Annotated in this window: 19 protein-coding genes and 2 tRNA genes; 16 read left to right on the forward strand and 5 right to left on the reverse strand. The window is 66.1% G+C overall.

Features of this window, described 5'->3' with window-relative positions:
• Positions 1 to 9 precede the first annotated feature (9 nt).
• The 7 genes from RTY13_RS05675 (at position 10) to RTY13_RS05705 (ending at position 5288) form a co-directional block, all read left to right on the forward strand.
• Positions 10 to 315: a FliM/FliN family flagellar motor switch protein gene (locus RTY13_RS05675; RefSeq protein ID WP_312781842.1), complete on the forward strand. Its 306-nt coding sequence runs from the start codon at positions 10 to 12 to the stop codon at positions 313 to 315.
• A 208-nt stretch (positions 316 to 523) separates the two neighbouring features.
• A tRNA-Leu gene (locus tag RTY13_RS05680) sits at positions 524 to 608 on the forward strand.
• Between the two features lie 58 nt (positions 609 to 666).
• Complete coding sequence (gene mgtE / locus RTY13_RS05685; RefSeq protein ID WP_312781844.1) at positions 667 to 2082, forward strand: magnesium transporter; 1416 nt, start codon at positions 667 to 669, stop codon at positions 2080 to 2082.
• Between the two features lie 42 nt (positions 2083 to 2124).
• On the forward strand, positions 2125 to 2979 hold the full coding sequence (locus RTY13_RS05690) for a lysozyme (protein WP_312781846.1): 855 nt from the start codon (positions 2125 to 2127) through the stop codon (positions 2977 to 2979).
• Positions 2980 to 3021: 42 nt separating this feature from the next.
• The gene (locus RTY13_RS05695; RefSeq protein WP_312782520.1) at positions 3022 to 4188 is read left to right on the forward strand and encodes an isovaleryl-CoA dehydrogenase; all 1167 of its coding nucleotides are present in this window, start codon (positions 3022 to 3024) and stop codon (positions 4186 to 4188) included.
• A gap of 53 nt (positions 4189 to 4241) precedes the next feature.
• A complete protein-coding gene (locus RTY13_RS05700) occupies positions 4242 to 4430 on the forward strand; it encodes a DUF3008 family protein (RefSeq protein WP_312781848.1) in 189 nt (62 codons plus the stop codon).
• 81 nt (positions 4431 to 4511) lie between these two features.
• Entirely contained in the window at positions 4512 to 5288 is a 777-nt protein-coding gene (locus tag RTY13_RS05705; protein WP_312781850.1) for an exopolysaccharide biosynthesis protein, read from the forward strand.
• A 247-nt stretch (positions 5289 to 5535) separates the two neighbouring features.
• Here RTY13_RS05705 and flaF read toward each other — a convergent pair whose 3' ends face one another.
• Together flaF and flbT are read right to left on the reverse strand one after the other, a co-directional pair.
• Positions 5536 to 5898 carry a flagellar biosynthesis regulator FlaF gene (gene flaF, locus RTY13_RS05710; RefSeq protein WP_312781852.1) on the reverse strand — a complete coding sequence of 121 codons (363 nt, stop codon included), beginning with the start codon at positions 5896 to 5898 and terminating at the stop codon, positions 5536 to 5538.
• On the reverse strand, positions 5858 to 6283 hold the full coding sequence (flbT, locus tag RTY13_RS05715; protein ID WP_312781854.1) for a flagellar biosynthesis repressor FlbT: 426 nt from the start codon (positions 6281 to 6283) through the stop codon (positions 5858 to 5860). Before flbT ends, flaF begins: the two co-directional genes overlap by 41 nt.
• Before the next feature lie 176 nt (positions 6284 to 6459).
• Here flbT and RTY13_RS05720 point away from each other — a divergent pair, with 176 nt between their 5' ends.
• The 7 genes from RTY13_RS05720 to RTY13_RS05750 all read left to right on the forward strand — a co-directional run bounded on the left by RTY13_RS05720 (position 6460) and on the right by RTY13_RS05750 (position 10954).
• On the forward strand, positions 6460 to 6894 hold the full coding sequence (locus tag RTY13_RS05720; RefSeq protein ID WP_312781856.1) for a hypothetical protein: 435 nt from the start codon (positions 6460 to 6462) through the stop codon (positions 6892 to 6894).
• Complete coding sequence (locus RTY13_RS05725) at positions 6891 to 7097, forward strand: hypothetical protein (RefSeq protein WP_312781857.1); 207 nt, start codon at positions 6891 to 6893, stop codon at positions 7095 to 7097. The genes RTY13_RS05720 and RTY13_RS05725 overlap by 4 nt, the downstream gene beginning before the upstream one ends.
• A 77-nt stretch (positions 7098 to 7174) precedes the next feature.
• A complete protein-coding gene (locus tag RTY13_RS05730; protein WP_312781858.1) occupies positions 7175 to 8035 on the forward strand; it encodes a MoxR family ATPase in 861 nt (286 codons plus the stop codon).
• Between the two features lie 91 nt (positions 8036 to 8126).
• Positions 8127 to 9047, forward strand: coding sequence for a methyltransferase type 11 (locus RTY13_RS05735; RefSeq protein WP_312781860.1), 921 nt, complete (start codon positions 8127 to 8129; stop codon positions 9045 to 9047).
• Between the two features lie 156 nt (positions 9048 to 9203).
• A complete protein-coding gene (locus tag RTY13_RS05740; protein WP_105564487.1) occupies positions 9204 to 9797 on the forward strand; it encodes a YfbR-like 5'-deoxynucleotidase in 594 nt (197 codons plus the stop codon).
• Positions 9798 to 9804: 7 nt separating this feature from the next.
• Positions 9805 to 10770: an NrtR DNA-binding winged helix domain-containing protein gene (locus RTY13_RS05745; RefSeq protein WP_312781863.1), complete on the forward strand. Its 966-nt coding sequence runs from the start codon at positions 9805 to 9807 to the stop codon at positions 10768 to 10770.
• Positions 10771 to 10864: 94 nt separating this feature from the next.
• Positions 10865 to 10954: transfer RNA gene (locus RTY13_RS05750), tRNA-Ser, on the forward strand.
• Positions 10955 to 11687: 733 nt separating this feature from the next.
• Here RTY13_RS05750 and RTY13_RS05755 read toward each other — a convergent pair.
• A complete protein-coding gene (locus RTY13_RS05755; protein WP_312781864.1) occupies positions 11688 to 12785 on the reverse strand; it encodes a PepSY-associated TM helix domain-containing protein in 1098 nt (365 codons plus the stop codon).
• Positions 12785 to 14956, reverse strand: a complete 2172-nt coding sequence (locus tag RTY13_RS05760) for a TonB-dependent receptor (RefSeq protein WP_312781865.1) — start codon at positions 14954 to 14956, stop codon at positions 12785 to 12787. The genes RTY13_RS05755 and RTY13_RS05760 overlap by 1 nt, the downstream gene beginning before the upstream one ends.
• Positions 14957 to 15362: 406 nt before the next feature.
• Here RTY13_RS05760 and RTY13_RS05765 point away from each other — a divergent pair, with 406 nt between their 5' ends.
• Complete coding sequence (locus RTY13_RS05765) at positions 15363 to 15719, forward strand: helix-turn-helix domain-containing protein (RefSeq protein WP_248601207.1); 357 nt, start codon at positions 15363 to 15365, stop codon at positions 15717 to 15719.
• Positions 15716 to 16957 carry a type II toxin-antitoxin system HipA family toxin gene (locus RTY13_RS05770; RefSeq protein WP_040346661.1) on the forward strand — a complete coding sequence of 414 codons (1242 nt, stop codon included), beginning with the start codon at positions 15716 to 15718 and terminating at the stop codon, positions 16955 to 16957. Before RTY13_RS05765 ends, RTY13_RS05770 begins: the two co-directional genes overlap by 4 nt.
• Positions 16958 to 17045: 88 nt before the next feature.
• Here the strand turns inward: RTY13_RS05770 and RTY13_RS05775 are convergent, their stop codons facing one another.
• Entirely contained in the window at positions 17046 to 17324 is a 279-nt protein-coding gene (locus RTY13_RS05775) for a toxin-antitoxin system, antitoxin component (RefSeq protein ID WP_081461937.1), read from the reverse strand.
• Positions 17325 to 17555 lie beyond the last annotated feature (231 nt).

The raw sequence follows: 17555 nt of genomic DNA on the forward strand, positions 1-17555 counted from the left end.
GAAGCTTCAATGTGTGTCCGAACGCGGCGGCGCAAGGGCCGCGCGTTGATTGTGAGTATCGTCTTGAGCCAGATCGAAGCCGTCGATGTCGAGATTTCGGTCGTGCTGGGCCGTTCGGTCCTGCCGATGCAACAGCTGCTGCGCATGGGTCGCGGCGCGGTGATCCCGCTCGACGCCTCCGAACGCGACGAGGTCTGGATCCTGGCCAACAACCATCCGGTCGCGCGCGGCGAGATCGAGATTCGCGACGACCGCATCGCCATCACCGTGACCCGCACCGCCGACATCTATGACTTCATGGCCGGCGCGGCTTGATTTCCTCCCCATGCCATGGGGAGGAGGCGCCGCGCGACAGCGCCGTGCCGGTGAGGCGTCATTATGGCGAACCTGCGCGCCGCCCCCTCCACCGCTACGCGGTCCCCCTCCCCATGAAATGGGGAGGAAAATCACGACCTTCGCCTATTTGCGCAAAACCCCCTTTTCTTTCCGTCGCCTCTCCGCTATTGCCCGCCCTCCGATGCGAGCGGTCGTGGCGGAATTGGTAGACGCGCAGCGTTGAGGTCGCTGTGGGGCAACCCGTGGAAGTTCGAGTCTTCTCGACCGCACCATCTGATCTGACAGGGCGACACTCGGCTATACCAGGCTGACATTTCGGGGAGGCAGCACGTGACCAACACGGATACCGCCTTCCCGGCCCCTGCTCCCGAAATCGAAACCAAAGATCACGTCGCCCTGGGCGAGGACTACGCCCTGACGGCGTCTTTCGTCGAAAAGGTCGTGGACGCCGCCGACGACGGCGACGGCATGCGCCTGCGCGGCCTGCTGGAAGACCTGCACCCCGCCGACGTCGCCGACCTGATGGGCTTCCTGACGGCCGAGCACCGCGCCGTGGTGGTCCAGTGGCTGCCGCCGGATCTTCTGGCTGACACCCTGCCCGAGCTGGACGACGGCATCCGCGAAGAAGTGCTGGAGCGGGTGCCCCACCTGACCCTGGCCGAGGCTCTTCAGGAACTGGACTCCGACGACGCCGCCGCCGTGGTCGAGGACCTGGAGGATGACCAGCGCGAGAAGGTGCTGGCCGCCATGCCCGAGGTCGATCGCGCCGCGATCGAAAGCTCGCTGGGCTATGCCGAGGATTCCGCCGGCCGCCTGATGCAGCGCGAAGTCATGGCCGCGCCGCAGTTCTGGAACGTGGGCGACACCATCGACCACGTCCGCCGCCAGGGCGAGGAACTGCCCGAGCTCTTCTTCGACATCTATGTCGTCGATCCGCTGAACCACCCGGTCGGCGGCGTGGCCATCAGCCGCCTGCTGCGCGCCCCGCGCGAGACCCCCCTGTCCGAGCTGATGCAGCCGGTCAATGAGATCGACGTCGATGTCGACCAGGAAGAGGTCGCCTACATCTTCGAGAAGTACAACCTGATCTCGGCCCCGGTCGTGGACAGCGGCGGGCGGCTGGTCGGTCAGCTGACGGTCGACGACATCGTCCACATCATCCAGGAAGAGAACCGCGAGGACATCCTGCGCCTGGCCGGCGTCTCGGACGAAGACCGCTCCTCGGGCGTGTTGGAGATCGTGCGCGGCCGCGTGCCGTGGCTGGGCATCAACCTGTTCACCGCCGTCCTCGGCGCCGGGGTCATCGCCTTCTTCGAGGGCACGATCCAGCAGATCGTCGCCCTGGCGGTGCTGATGCCCATCGTCTCGGCCATCGGCGGCAACGCCGGCACCCAGGCCCTGACCGTCACCGTGCGCGCCCTGGCCACGCGCGAGCTGACCTCGTCCAACGCCGTGCGCACCTTCTGGCGCGAACTGACGGTGGGCCTGGCCAACGGCTTGGTCCTGGCGCCCCTGATCGGCCTGGCGGCGGGCTTCTGGTTCCAGGAGTGGCGTCTCGGCGCGGTCATCGCGGCGGCCATGATCCTGAACCTGCTGGTGGCCGCCACCGTCGGGGTGCTGACGCCCCTGACCCTGTCCAAGCTGAAATTCGACCCCGCCGTCTCCTCGGCGGTCTTCGTGACGGCAACGACGGACTTCTTCGGCTTCCTGATCTTCCTCGGCCTGGCGACCATCGTCCTGCTTTAACAAGGGCGTCCTGCTCTGATCCGACGCCGTTCGGAACGCGGCTTGCTGCTTCGCCTTGCGGGCGAGCGCGCCCGTTCCGAATTGGGTCAGTCCGTGTCCGCAACAACCTCCCAGCGTCTGAAGGTGTCCCGTGAGGGGCTGCTTCTGATCAAGAGCTTCGAGGGCTTTCGCCCCCGGACCGTGCGTCGTCGCGACGGCGTGGCGGTCATCGGCTATGGCCACACCAAGTCGGCCCGCCCCGGTGCGACGATCAGTGAGACCGAGGCAGAGCTGCTGCTGCAATACGATCTGCTGCCCGTCGTCGAGGCCATTAACAGCCGCGTCTCGATCCCGTTGAACCAGCATCAGTTCGACGCCCTGGCCAGCTTCATCTTCTCGGTCGGCGTTCAGCGGTTCGAAGGCTCCGATGTCCTTGAGCAACTGAACGCCGGCGCCGCCGCCCGCGCCTCGGAGGCGCTGAGCGGCTGGCCGGATCGGGTCCAGCCCGCCGTCGACGCCCCCTATCGTCGCCGCTCGGCCGAGCGCGCCCTGTTCGACACCGCTCCGGACCGCCCCGCGCCGCTGGACCTGCTGTTGACCGCCCCGGTCCAGGGGCCAGGTGCGCGCGCCGAATCTCTCGCCGAGGACGCAGCCCCCGCCACGGTTCAGGTCCTACGCCATGAGAAGCGCAGCCCCGCCCCGGCCTTGAACGACACGGGGGCCGTGGTCTTCATCGGCGGCATCGGCCTGCTGGCCTTTGCGGCCGGGATCGCCGCCTTCCGTCGCGTTCTGGCCGGCTATCAGGCCACGGACGGCACCATTCTGATCGGCGGGGTTCTGGCGCTGATCGGCCTGATCTTCATCGGCGTTGCGGGCTGGAACCTGACGCGCAAGCGGAACAATAAGCCCGTCGCCTGAGGCCGCTAGGCGAAGCGCGTGCGCGATGCTACGCCTTGCGGCATGAGCATTCCCTTCGCGCCCCAATCCATGGAATTCGGCCTCGGCGAGAACGCCGACGCCATTCGTGAAACCACCGCCCGCTGGGCCGCCGACCGACTGGCGCCCCTGGCCGCCGAAATCGACGAGAAGAACGAGTTCAAACGCGAGCTTTGGCCCGAGATGGGCGAGCTGGGCCTGCACGGCATCACCGTCGAGGAAGAGTTCGGCGGCCTCGGCCTCGGCTACCTTGAGCACGTGGTGGCGATGGAGGAAGTCTCGCGCGCCTCGGCCTCGATCGGCCTCAGCTACGGCGCCCACTCCAACCTCTGCGTCAACCAGATCCGCCGCTGGGGCACGCCCGAGCAGAAGCACAAGTATCTGCCCAAGCTGATCAGCGGCGAACACGTCGGCTCCCTGGCCATGTCCGAAGCCGGTTCGGGCTCTGACGTCATGTCGATGCGCACCCGCGCCGACAAGAAGGGCGACCGCTACGTCCTGAACGGCACCAAGTTCTGGATCACCAACGCCCCCTCCGCCGACACCCTGGTGGTCTACGCCAAGACCGACCCCGAGGCCGGCTCCAAGGGCTGCACCGCCTTCCTGGTCGAGCGCGGCATGAAGGGCTTCTCGGTCTCCAAGAAGCTGGACAAGATGGGCATGCGCGGCTCCGACACCGCCGAACTGGTGTTCGAGGACTGCGAGATCCCGGAAGAGAACGTCATGGGTCCGGTCGGCGGCGGGGCCGGCGTGCTGATGAGCGGCCTGGACTATGAGCGCGCCGTCCTGTCGGCCGGCCCCCTGGGCATCATGCAGGCCGCGCTGGACGTGGTCCTGCCCTACGTCCGCGAGCGCAAGCAGTTCGGCAAGGCTATCGGCAGCTTCCAGCTGATGCAGGCCAAGGTCGCCGACATGTATGTCGCCCTGAACAGCGCCCGCGCCTATGTCTACGCAGTGGCCCGCGCCTGCGATCAGGGCAAGACCACCCGCTATGACGCGGCGGGCGCCATCCTGCTGGCCTCGGAGAACGCGGTGAAGGTGTCGCTGGAGGCCGTTCAGGCCCTGGGCGGCGCCGGCTACACCAAGGAATGGCCGGTCGAGCGCCTGGTCCGCGACGCCAAGCTCTACGACATCGGCGCCGGCACCAATGAAATCCGCCGCTTCCTGATCGGACGCGAGCTTCTGGGCTGACGGAACTCGACGGCGGGCGGGCGGTTGGTTTTCCCAGGAAAGGAGCCGCAGCCATGCCCGCCAAGTCCGCCGCCCAGCAAAAGGCCGCTGGGGCCGCCCTGTCCGCCAAGCGCGGTGAGACGCCCAAGTCCAAGCTGAAGGGCGCCTCGAAATCCATGCTCGAATCTATGACCGAGACGCAGCTGGAAGAATTCGCCCGCACGCCCCGCAAGGGCAAGCCCGAGCACGTGACGAAACATTAAGCCGCACCCCGCGCGTCAGGGATGGCGCAGGGTTCGCGCCGCCCCTAACTTGGCGAACCTTCGCTCCCCGAGTCTCGCCTGATGACGCTTGTTTCCACGCCGCCGCCGGATGAGAACCGGACGTTTTCGGACGTTCTGGAATCTCTCGGCCATGGAGACGATCCCAAGCTGACGCTCAAGGAAATGGTCGAGGCCTTCGGCGAGCGCGGCTTCGGCGCCGTCATCCTGATGCTGTCGCTGATGGCCCTGCTGCCCTGGCCGCCCGGCGGCAAGGCGGTGTTCTCGGCCCCCATCATCCTGATCGCCGCCGAACTGGCCCTGAAACGCGACAAGGTCTGGCTGCCGCGCTGGCTCATGAAGGCCACCATCGGCCGGGAGACTTACAAGCGGTTGCTGGCGTCCCACTTCGCCGCGCCGCGTTGGCTTCGCCGCTGGGTGCTGCTGAGCGAGGTTCAGGTCGGTTTCGGTCGCGGGTCCGCCCGCTACGGCTTTTCGGACTGGGTTCGCCAAGCGGTCAGGAAGCGTCCGGGCAGTCCCACGACCCTCGAACTGCTGCGCCGCGCCGAACGCCTGACCCGGCCGCGCTGGCCCGCCATGACCGGCGAGGCCGCAGATCTGGTCATCGGAATCATCTGCATCCTTCTGGCCATGATGATGGCCCTTCCGGTCCCGTTCGGCGACGCCCTGCCCGGCCTGACCCTCGCCATCTTCGGCCTGGCCATCATCCAGCGCGATGGCGTCTTCATCATCGCCGGACTGGTCGGCACGGCCATCTGCGGCGTCTATCTGGCCCTGGTCTGGACGACGGTCGTCGCCATCGTCCACGGCATCGCTCATTGGGTCAGCACCCTCTTCTAGCGCCCACAAAAAAGCGCCGCCGGGTTGCCCCAGCGGCGCTTCATTGTCTGACCGCGAACGGCCTGACCGCTGCCTTCCCTAAGGATCAGGCCCGGGCCTCACGCGAGGTCCAGATCGCGGCCTTCGCTCGCGATTGATGACAATGAGACACTGGCCACCTCCTTTCGACTGCTGAACAGGAAGGTCAGGCTAGGACTGGTTGCGGCCCGTCGTAAAGGCCGCTCCCGCCTTCGTGATCAAACAGCCGTCAAGCCGCCTGGGCCGGCGGCGCCAGGCCCTGCATGACCATGCGATTGATGTCGATCAGGGTCTCGAAATCACCGTCCCCCCGCATCACCGCCGAGCTGTGCCGCCCGATGAACAGATCCAAAGAGATGATCTGCGCCCGCAGCGCCTGCGGCATGGCGTTGGACGGCTCGCTGCACGAGGTGGACAGGGTCGACCACAGCCGACGGTTCCAGTCGATCGCGTCGATCCGGGTGGTGATGTCCGACTTGTCGACCGTGGACGCGTGCATCAGGGCGCGGGTCACCTGGCCGAACAGCCGGTATTCCATTTCGCGCGGTGATTCAGCCCGCGTCGCCGCCGTCTTGTACGCTTGAAGCGACATTGCCGAGCCTTTGGTCTTCGTAATCGACGATCTTACGGGCGCCCATCAGGGCCTTGTAGTACTGCCGCGCCAGCACGTGCTTGGAGCAGGAAACGCACTCGGCCAGAATGTCCGGGTTGCGGATCGCCCCCATGAACTCGGTCAGGCGCAGCGCGAACTCATCATAGAATTTCGGCGCTTCCGTCTCATCCAGGTACATCATCATGACCGGGAAGTAGATGCGGCGCGCGGGCGTGGTGACGTCCTCGGGCTGCATGATGTCCTTTTCACGCAGGACGCTGGCCTTGTTCTGCAGGACCAGGACCCCGCGCCGGTCGCCGTTCTGGACGACGGCGCCGTTCAGAACGAATTTCTCGCCGGGCTTGAGCGATAGTTTCAGCGGCAAAGGGAATCTCCGTAGCGCACCGCAGCCTGAACGGTCGGCGCCTGAAGAACTGTAAAGCGACGTGGTTAACCATCCCTTCACCGGCCGTTGCGGAAAACACCTTGCGCCGCCACCCTTTTCGACAGGGCGGAACGTCGCGCCAGCCTGCGCCGTTACCTCTCAACAAGGAGGCGCAGATGAGCAGGCCGGAGATCGATTTCGACGCTCAAGACCAAGCCGAGGTCTATGACGAGACCCATATCGACGACGAGGGCGAAGGCGAGCTGTCGCTGGACGAGATCGACGATGTTCTGGACGTCACCCAGGCCGACGGCGACGCCGACGACGAGGCTTTCGACGAGGACGACCTCGACCTGGACCGCAACCTGGCCCTGGACGGCGTGGAGGCCGAGGCCGACGCCCTGCTGGGCCTTGATTCGATCCGCCTCAGCGAGGCCGACGCCAACGGCGAAGTCGGCTCTGCTCCTGACGAAGTGGAACTGGTCTATGCCGGCCTTATGCGCAACCAGCGCGGGGCCCAGGCCAGCGCCGCCCATTGGGAGGCCAAGCGCCTGTCCGACGACGACATCGAGGACCTGGGCTACGGCCCCGATAGCGAGGAGCGAGCATGAGCGACCATCACCCGACCAAGGTCCAGGAAGACGCCGACCCCAACACTCCGCCCGCCAAGAAGGCCCCGCGCGAGGAAGGCAAGCCGGATCAGCTGAAGGATCAGGAAAAGGACGCCGAAAATCGCCAGGAAGCCCTGATTGACGAAGGCGTCGAGGAAACCTTCCCGGCCAGCGACCCCGTCTCGGCCAAGCGGATCACCTGAACCGCCGCCCGGCGGTCTGTTCAGGCGCGTCTTGATAAGCTACCTGCTCTACTCCCCCCGATTGGAGCAGGTTGTTCATGAGCCGGTTCGAAGGCACGTCCAACTATATCGCCACCGACGATCTGAAGATCGCGGTGAACGCGGCGGTGGCGCTGGAGCGCCCCCTGTTGATCAAGGGCGAGCCGGGCACCGGCAAGACGGTTCTGGCCTATGAACTGGCCCGCGCGCTGAATGCGCCGCTTATCACCTGGCACATCAAGTCGACGACCAAGGCGCACAACGGCCTCTATGAATACGATGCCGTCTCCAGACTTCGGGACAGCCAACTGGGCGACGAGCGCGTCCACGACGTGCGCAACTATCTGAAGAAGGGCAAGCTGTGGGAGGCCTTCACCGCCCCGGCCCGCCCCGTCCTGCTGATCGACGAGATCGACAAGGCCGACATCGAGTTTCCCAACGACCTGCTGCAGGAACTCGACCGCATGGAGTTCTACGTCCAGGAAACGGACGAGACGATCCGCGCCGAAATCCGTCCCGTGGTCGTCATCACGTCGAATAATGAGAAGGAACTGCCGGACGCCTTCCTGCGCCGCTGCTTCTTCCACTACATCCGCTTCCCCGACGCGCAGACCATGCAGGACATCGTCGAGGTCCACTTCCCCGGCATCAAGCCGCGTCTGGTGGCCGAGGCGTTGAAGACCTTCTACGAGATCCGCGACACGCCGGGTCTGAAGAAGAAGCCCTCGACCTCCGAACTGCTGGATTGGCTGAAACTGCTGCTGGTCGATGATGTCAGCCCGGAGACCCTGCGCGAAAAGACGCCCGGCAAGCTGATCCCGCCCCTGCACGGCGCCCTGCTGAAGAACGAGCAGGACATCCACCTGTTCGAGCGGCTGGCCTTCCTGAACCGCCGCGAAGGCGCCCGTCCCGGCTCCTGAGACGACCGCCTTCCCGCCGCCGTCGATTACCGCGATTTCACTGGAATAGCTGCGCCTTGCGCGCACAATCGGACCCGAACAGGAGCCGACCATGCATCATCTCCTCTGGCCCGTCTGCGCCCTGGCGCTCATGACCGCCGCCTGCGACAATGCCGGCACGGTCCGCATCACCTCGACCACGTCCGGCAAGGATGAGGCAGGGGTGCTCAAGGTGGTCGACGCCCTGCAATGCCCGCAGACGCAAGGCGTGCTGACACGCAAGGGCTCGGCTCGCGCCGACGGAAACACCTGCGTTTACAGCGGACCGCGCGGGTCGGAAGTGACGCTCCATCTGGTGTCGCTGAACGGCGGTTCCGTCCACGACGCTCTCAAGGGGTTCGAGGACCGCCTGTCCGCCGATCTGCCCGAAGCCCTGGCCGAAGCGCGCGCCCGCGAAGAGCGCGCCCGCGCTGACGCCGCCCGCGCCGAAGCCGACGCCGCCAGGGCCGAAGCCGACGCCGATCGGGCCGGCGCCGAGGCGGAACGCGCCGCAGCCAAGGCGGAAGTCGCCGCCGAGGCCGCCGCTGATTCCGCACACATCAGCGCCCCCGGCATGCGCATCGACGCCCAAGGCGACAAGGCGACGGTCCGTCTGCCAGGCATGCACATCGACGCCGACGGCGACCGCGCCAACATCAAGATCGGCGGCATCACCATCCGTGCCGACGACAAGAACAGCCAGGTCAACGTCCGCTCCAGCGCCAACGCCACCTCCGACGCCGAGTCTGTGACGATCGACGCCAGCGACGGCGGAGCCCGCATCCGCACCAGTTCGCCCGGCGACGCCATCCGCGCCACCTTCATGATGACCGCCGACCAGTCCTCGACCACGGGCTGGCGCATCGTCGGCTATGAGGCCCGCGGCCCCTCGGGCGGCCCCATCGTCGTCGCCACCGTGCGCGGCAAGGATCGCAATGAAAACCGCGTGTTCGAGGCCGCCAAGGCGCTGGTGACGCTCAACGTCGGGGATTAACCCCCACGAATCGCAACGCTTGCCCTTGATCGGGCGTTCGGGATGGGTCACCTCACCTGCCCCATGCGCAGGACCCCGACCTTGGCTGAAGAACACGAAGACCTGGCGCCCAAGCCGAAACCCAGAACCCCCAAGCCCCCGCGCGCCTGGCAGAGGATGCTGTCCGGCCGCCGCCTGGACCTGCTCGACCCCTCGCCGTTCGATATCGAGATCGAGGACATCGCCCACGGCCTGGCCCGCGTCGCCCGCTGGAACGGCCAGACCATCGGCGAGCATGCATTCTCGGTCGCCCAGCACTCCCTGGTGGTCGAAGAGATCGCCGCCCACATCCGTCCGGGGCTGGAGCCCAAGTGGCGCCTGGCCGCCCTGCTGCACGACGCCTCGGAATACGTGATCGGCGACATGATCTCTCCGTTCAAGTCGGCCCTGGGCGCCGGCTACAAGGACTTCGAGGCCCGGCTGGAGGCCGCCATCCACGTCCGCTTCCAGCTGCCGCCCAAGACGCCGCAGACGATCAAGACCCTGATCAAGAAGGCCGACCGCGCCTGCGCCTTCTATGAGGCGACGCAACTGGCCGGGTTCAACCGTCGCGAGTCGCTGCAGATTTTCGGTGCCCCGCCCCCCGGCTACGACCTGATCATCGACCCCCTGCCCGCCTCGGTGGCGCAGCAGCGCTATCTGGACCGCTACCGTGTTCTGGCCGAAGCTGTCGGCATCCTGCCCGGCGCCGACGCCTGGCACACGGAATAGACACTGCATGACGCAAGCGGGGGCGCTTCAGGGCAAGGAACAGGGCGTGCGAATCGGTCTGTCGGCCGTGGTCATCGCCCTGCGCGCCGGTCAGGCCGTGGTCCTGACCACCCATGCCGCAGACGGCGCCCCAGCCCTGCCCTTCGGCCCCTTCGACCCGGCGCGCGACCGCACCTTCGAGCTGGCCCTGCGCGCCTTCGTCACTGAGCAGACGGGTTTTCCTCTCGGCTTTGTCGAGCAGCTCTACACCTTCGGCGATGCGGGCCGCGCCTCGCCGCGCGCCACGCCCGGCCCCGAGCGCGCCCGAGAGGTCTCGGTCGGCTATCTGGCCCTGACCGCCGACGCGCCTGAAGCCCCCGGCCTGGACGCCGCCTGGACCCCCGCCTTCGACATCTTCCCTTGGGAGGACTGGCGCGAAGGTCCCCCTGCGGTAATGCAGACCCTGACCCTCGCCCTGCGCGCCTGGGCTGCTGATGACGCTCGTCGCCTGGGCCGCATCGAGACCCTGTTCGCCCTGACGCCCGACCGCCGCTGGAACGAAGAGCGGGTGCTGGAACGCTATGAACTACTCTACGAAGCCGGTCTGGTCGCCGAATCCGCCCGCGACCACGACCGCGCCGCACCGCCGCCCCTCGGCGACTTAGCCGACCTGCCGATGGCCTCGGACCACCGCCGCATCGTCGCCACCGCCCTGGGCCGTCTCCGCTCGAAACTGAAGTACCGCCCGGTCCTGTTCGACCTGACGCCCGACACCTTCACCCTGTCCACCCTGCAAGCCGCCGCCGAGGCCGTGGCGGGGCTTTCCCTGCACAAGCAGAACTTCCGCCGCGGCGTGGAACGGGCCGGCCTGGTTCAGGCCACAGGGGTGTTTTCCAGCGATACCGGCGGTCGTCCGGCCGAGCTTTTCCGCTTCATCGGCGCCGATCCCCTGGGCGGTCCCGCCCCCGGCCTGACCCTGCCCGGACAGCGCTGAAAATTTTATCGAATTTCCTTGCTCAATGGCTTGCAGCCCGCGCCGCCTTTGACTAGAGAAGCCCCTCGCTCGACCAAGCGAATATCGGCCCCGCGGAGAGGTGGCAGAGTGGTCGAATGTACCGCACTCGAAATGCGGCGTACGTGGAAGCGTACCGTGGGTTCGAATCCCACCCTCTCCGCCACCGACCTTGATTTCATTGAACTTTTCCCCACTCGGGGGCCTCACCCATCAAACCACCCATCAAAAACTCTATGCCTGAATCCCACCTTTTCACGGCTGTTCAGGTGGCGCCATGGTGTTTCAAAGACCTTGAGGCCGCGCCGCTCTCCGCTTGATCATGCCAGATGGCTTCGCCCCCACGCCTTCGCCTCGACGAAGCCAGGTCATATAGAGATTGAACAGAATCCCCCCCTTGGCGACGCCCACGCGACGCGCGCGCCGGCCCTTGCCGCGATAGACTTCGAAACCTGCTAGTCGCCCGGTCCGCTTCGCCATCATCCGTCTCCGACTCATTCTCGCACGAGCTTCACCCATTCTCGGGCTTCCCTGAACCCACGACCGCGCGGGCCCCATCCCGTCACTCGGACGATCTTTGTCCGTCGCCCGCCACCTAGGTCGGCAAAGCGCCGATACCGTTGAAAAAGTCCGGCGACCGCTGAAACGGCGCAAACCACGGGCGGGTCCCGAAATTCCGCCCCAATGAAATCAATCGCTTAGTTTTCCGCGACGGCTCCAGATCGAGCCGAAAAGGCCGATCACGGCCGGCTCGCGGACTTTTTCAACAGTATCCGCCAGTAGCGGACATTGGCTGAACGCCTGGAGGCGGACCGTCGCTTCGAGCGAGATAGACCCTCACCGTAGGATCCTCTCCTCTGCCCGTGTCAGTCTGGCGAACCTCTTCCCGCCCCAACCTCTTAGACACGCCGCGCACTTGGGCTTGGGCGTCGCCGTTTCGGCAGTCCGCTCGGGTTGGACCAGAAGGTGAAGACCGCCAGCGATCCCAGCAGGGTCAGCGCCAACCCGGAGGCGGCGACCACAAGTCGATAGGCCAGCCCCCCGACCTTGGCGGCGTGGATCGGGTACTGGGCGTTAATGACCCACAGCCCAAGAGGCAGCCCCATGGCGTCGCGTGTTCCGACAATCCGTCCATCGGCGGGATCGAACCAGACCTGGGTCCGGCCGTTGGGCAGCCATTCCGCCGTCCGCCGCATCCGCAGGCCAATCAGACCGCCCTGTTTGGTTGGCAGGGAGACGATGCGCGCCTCGGCGTCAGGGAAGCGGGCCTGGGCCGCCGTCATCATAGCCGGCCAGTCCAGATCGGCGGACAACACCCCCCCTTCATGTTCCGGCTGGGCCATGACCGCCTTCAGGTCGGCGCCCGGCGACAAGGCCTGGGCCAATCCGTCATACAGGGGCGATAGGGCCACGATCGCCCCGGTCGTCAGGACGACGGCCAGGACCGGCGCGCTCCACACGCCCATGTCGCGATGATGCTTGACGATCCCTGGGCGCTTCCACGCCCTCGGCATGACCGCAAAGACGAAGGTGCGCCGCGTGGGCCACCACAGGATCACCCCGGTGACGACAAAGCCCAGACCCGCCAGGCCCGCGATCCCGGCGATGGTTTTTCCCGTGTCGCCGATCAGCAGATAGTGGTGCAGGTCGAACAGCCACAGCTCCGGCCGCGCCCACAGGCTTTCCCAGCGCGCTACGACCGCGCCCGACTGGGCGGCGTAGGCGCCGCGCGTCTTGTCCTCATAGTTCAGTCGGAGGACGCCCAGACTATCAGAGGCCAGGATGACCGAACGCGGACGGTCCGGCGCCGCGAACGCCTGATCCAGCGCCGCGCCAATAGCACTTGGGTCCGAAACCCGCGCCTCTGCGGCGTGGGGTACGACCAGGCGCAGCCAGTCGTCCTTAAACACCAGGACCGTCCCGGTCAGCCCCAGGACGAACAGCAGCAGGCCGATCAGCCCCCCGGTCCAGCGATGCGCCAGTCGAACCAGACGCATCAGAAGCGACGGTCCCACCCGAGGGTGAAGGAACGGCCCCGACCGGCGAAGTAGCGCAGGTTGTCGGCCGGATTGCTGGTGTCGGAGCTATAGGTCACATAGTCCTCGTTGAAGAGGTTCTGCACCGCCAGCGACACCCCGCCGAAGGCGAAGTCATAGCGCAGGTAGGCGTCCGCCACGGTGTAGCCTTCGAAATTGTTGCGCACGTCGCCGCCCTCGAAATCACGCGCCAGATAGGCCTGGACCTGCAGGCGCGCCGACAGCGGGCCGTTGGCGTAGACGGCGGCGGCGTTGATGCGGTCCGGCGAGATGTTGGCGCCGTCCAGGTCCCGGTCCACCCGGCCGTCGTCGTTGGTGTCGGTCTGGCCGCGCAGGCGGGCGTAGCCGGTCGAAACCGTCAGCCCCTCGATCGGAGTGCGGGCGCGCAGGTTGAGCTCCAGCCCCTCGATCTCGACGGCCTGGCGCTGGACGTCATAGACGCCGTCGGCGTTGCGAACGAGGAACTGACCCAGGTCCGACGAGGACCAGAAGTAGGTCGCCCCGGCTTCGAACGGACCGCGCTTCACCTCCAGCCCGATCTCCTGATTGTCCGAGACGACCGGACTGATGTCGAGGAAGCCCTCGACCGTGACCCCGTCGACGTTGATCGAACGCAGGATGCGGCCCACGTCGGGCACGGTGTAGCCCTCGGCGTAGCTGACATAGGCGCGCACGCCGTCCAGCGGTTCATAGACCACGCCGCCGTTGACCAGGGTGGCCTCGAACTTGGGCTTGCCCCCCGTGACCCGGCGCGAGCCGTAGGAGGCCAGGGTGGTGAAGTCGTCGATCGACAGTTCGACGTTCTCCTGGCGCACGCCGCCGGCCAGGCGCACCCGGCCGTCGAACAGGCGCATATTGGCCTGGACGAAGGGCGCCACGCTCTGGAACTCGGTCGGCGGCACCCAGGCGCGGTTGGTGGCGATCATCAACTGCTCGGTGCGGTCCTTCATGGCGTCCAGACCCAGGGTCGCGGTCAGGCCCGGCACGCCCGGCACAGCCCGCTCGTAACTGGCGCGCGCGCCCAGCTTGCGCGAGCGGTTCGACGACTGGTCGAACAGGGTGCCGATGGGGGCAATGCTGGCGTCCTGGAAGGTGGCCGAGCGGTCGCCTCCAAAGGTGTCGCGCGTGCGGTTGAAGAAGACCTGGGCGGAAAAGTCGCCGCCCGCCAGATCACTGTCGGTCAGAGAGGCTGACACCGTCTCAACCCGGTTCGCGGCAGGCTGTCCTTCTACCTGCCCGCGCTTGCTGCTGGCCGGACGCCCGATGAGACGATCGCCGGCCACGACCACATAGTCGCCGTCGCCCTTCAGCTCGAACCGATTGGCGAGCAGGTCCAGGCGCACCGTATCGTTCAGGTCCCAACCGAAGCGGCCGAAGAAGGACAGGGCCTTGGAATCCTGCACCTCGCCCTGGGTGTTATCGACACCGACGCGGCGACCGTTCGCGTCATAGAAGGCGCCGCGCTGGTCGTAAGCCACGCCGAACACGCCGTCGAAGTCTCCGTGACGATAGGCGGCCAGACCGCCTAGCTTGGCGCCGATCCCATCGCCTTCCGGCCCGCCCGAACTGGAGACCTGGGCCAGCATCCGGCCGCTGAGGCCGTCCGCGGTCGGGGCACCGACCGTCACCTGATTGACCACGCCGCCGGTCGCGCCGATGCCCTGCAGGGCGTTGGAGCCGTAGATCAGCTCGACCCGGTCCACGAAGAAGGGATCGATCGTATAGCCGTCACGCGAACCGTCGCGGATCGGCGTCGACTGCGGAATGCCGTTGATGGCGAAAAGCGGCGAGCGGCCGCGCAGGCTCTCGCCCGAACCGGTCAGCTTCTGTCGCGTCGGCGAAAAGGACGGCGACAGGGTCGCAACCGCATCAATCACCGAGCCGCTGATGGCGACCTGTTCCGCCAGGGATTTTCGGTCGATCACCTCCACCGTCATCGGCAGGGCGCTGGCCGGCAGGATGGTTCGGGCCGCCGTGACCACCACGTCCTCAACCGAGCTCGCCGTCTCGCCCTGCGCCTGTCGCGCCGTCTGGGCGGCGGCGGTTGATCCCAACGCCGTTCCGGCGAGCAAAACGGACATGGCGACAAGGCCGTTGCGGCGGACCGACGGAAGACGCGGCGAAAAGAACATGGGGGCTCCTGGAGGAATCCCCGTCGCATAAATGCAAATGCGAGTGATACGCAACAATAAACGTTATCGCGCATTTGGCCTTGGGCCGCCGACAGCACCACGCCGACAAGGACCGCCGCAGCCCAAAAACGAAGAGGACCCGCCACCTCGAAGGGGGACGGGCCTCCCTGCGGAGCCTATGGGCTCGACGCTGGATCAGATCGGACCTGGAAATGGAGCGAAACTGATCACCAAACCTGTAAACCGGCGGGCGGCGAAGAAGGTTGCGGCCTAGCCTACGCGGAGAAGCAAACGACAAGCCCGCCCGGCGGCGTCGGTCCGGGGACCTCATCATCGATCTCCGCAACGGGTCATCAAACTGCAGGATAAGGCGCGCGCCTAGCGAGCGCCGTCACCAGAACTATTAGTGATAGAATGGTATCATTATTTGGCACTTTGCCCTATTATCGCTCTGATGATATCACTTATCACCCCTGCTCGCGCCCTTGAGAAACTCGGCGGAAATATCCGTGAGCGCCGCGTTGCGATGGGCTTCACCCAGGCTGGTCTTTCTGCACGATCCGGCGTGCCTCTGGGGACGCTGCGTAAATTCGAGCGTACTGGCTTGGGCTCCACCGAAGCTCTTGTGAAGCTGCTGTCCATTGTCGGCGGCCTTGAGGCGACCATCGAGGCGGCCAAACCAGAAGCGTTGACGTTTGCCTCGATTGACGAGGTCCTGAAGGGTGATCCTCGCTCCAGCCGGAAGAACGGATGGCGCACATGAACCTTTCACCCGTACCCGCAGTGGCCGTTGGTCTGGACTTCGGCGAAGGCCCAATCCGCGTGGGCCGATTGGCCGCGCGCGATCGCAGAATCTATTTCGAGTACGACGCCGACTTCATCGCGAACGCCGTCGAAATTTCACCGCTCAGCCTGCCGTTGCGACCAGGCCTTCAGACGGCTGATCCCGCCCTGTTCGAAGGCCTGCCGGGCGTTTTCAATGACAGTCTGCCCGATGGCTGGGGCCGCCTCCTGTTCGATCGCGCCTTGCGCGTCCAGGGCCTTCTTCCGGAACAGTTCAGCCCGCTCGACAGGCTGGCGCACGTGGGCGCCCATGGCATGGGCGCCCTGACTTACGAGCCTGACCTCACGCCTGAAGAGGCGGCGCCCCCCCAGACGCTAGAACTCGACCGGATCGCCGATCAGGCCCAGGAGGTGCTCGAGGGTCAGGCGGATGACGTTCTGACCGAACTCATCGCCCTCAACGGCTCATCGGCGGGCGCGCGTCCGAAAGCGATGATCGGTTTCAATACGGTCTCCGGGGAGGCGTTGCACGGCGCACGATCGCTCCCAGACGGCTATGATCACTGGCTGGTCAAGTTTCCCAACAGCCATGACGGCAAGGACGCCGGAGCGATCGAATTCGCCTACGCTCGCATGGCGTTCGCCGCAGGCATCGAGATGATGGAAACGCGTCTCCTCACGACCGGCAGGGGCGCCGCCTACTTCGCCACCCGTCGCTTTGATCGCGATGGCGACAAGCGCCTGCACGCCCACACGGCCTCGGGCCTGCTTCACGCCGACCACCGGATTCCTTCGCTGGATTACGAAGGCCTCGTGGCGTTGACCGCGCGACTGACCCGCGACGTGCGCGAAGTCGAGAAGATGTTTCGCCTCGCCGCCTTCAACGTCATCGCCCACAATCGTGACGATCACGCCAAGAACTTCACCTTCCTCATGAACGCGCAAGGCGAATGGCGACTATCGCCTGCCTATGACCTGACCTTCTCCTCCGGTCCCGGAGCCGAGCAGACGACGATGGTGATGGGCGAAGGCCGGAATCCCACCGTCGATCACTTGCGGCGGCTCGGCGAAACGGCCGCGCTCAAGAAGACGCGGGTGAACGAAATCATCGACCAGACGCGCGCAGCAGTGCGCGACTGGCCCGACCTGGCCGAGGCCCACGGCGTGACCAGGACCAACATCAAGCTGATCGGCGAACGTCTGGACCGGTTCAAGTGAACAATGGGCGATGCAGGCGCGTCCTGACGCCCCCTGAAGTCACGGCTCGAAGCTCAGGCGCTGCGAAACGCTTCTCTACGGCGCAATATCATCCGGCGGCCTGGGATCCATGCAGGGACGTCGAAGCAGCGCGAACGAATAGAACCCGCTCGGACCTGATTTCTGGCTGGGCGGTGAAACCCGCCTCGGCAAAGGCGCGCTTCTGCGGCGGCGCTGACGCAGCAGCCTCCGCCCGCCACCAATCCAGGTCAGAGGACGCTTTTGGCAGAAAGCCTCCGACAATCCTCTCGATATCACGAAAGGTCAGCGTCACTTCCGGTGTCCGCTGCCGTCGCAGATACCGCACCAGGGGTGCATACTTCGCCATCGCCATCACCTCCGCCGCCCGGAAACCCCGAGACCCCACGCTACCGCAAGGCCAATATCGCCCACGGATTTAACGACATGTGCAGTGAATAGAAACGGTCCGACCAGCGCGCCAACAGGGGGTGCCAAAAGCGTGATGGTCGGACCGTGGCCCTCCCGACCTGGGGGAGGAATCCACGGAACGCGGACCATTCGTCGAAGTTCCGCAGGGCGGAGCAGACTCGCTGCAACC

This window comes from Brevundimonas sp., assembly GCF_032055285.1.
Lineage (GTDB): Bacteria > Pseudomonadota > Alphaproteobacteria > Caulobacterales > Caulobacteraceae > Brevundimonas.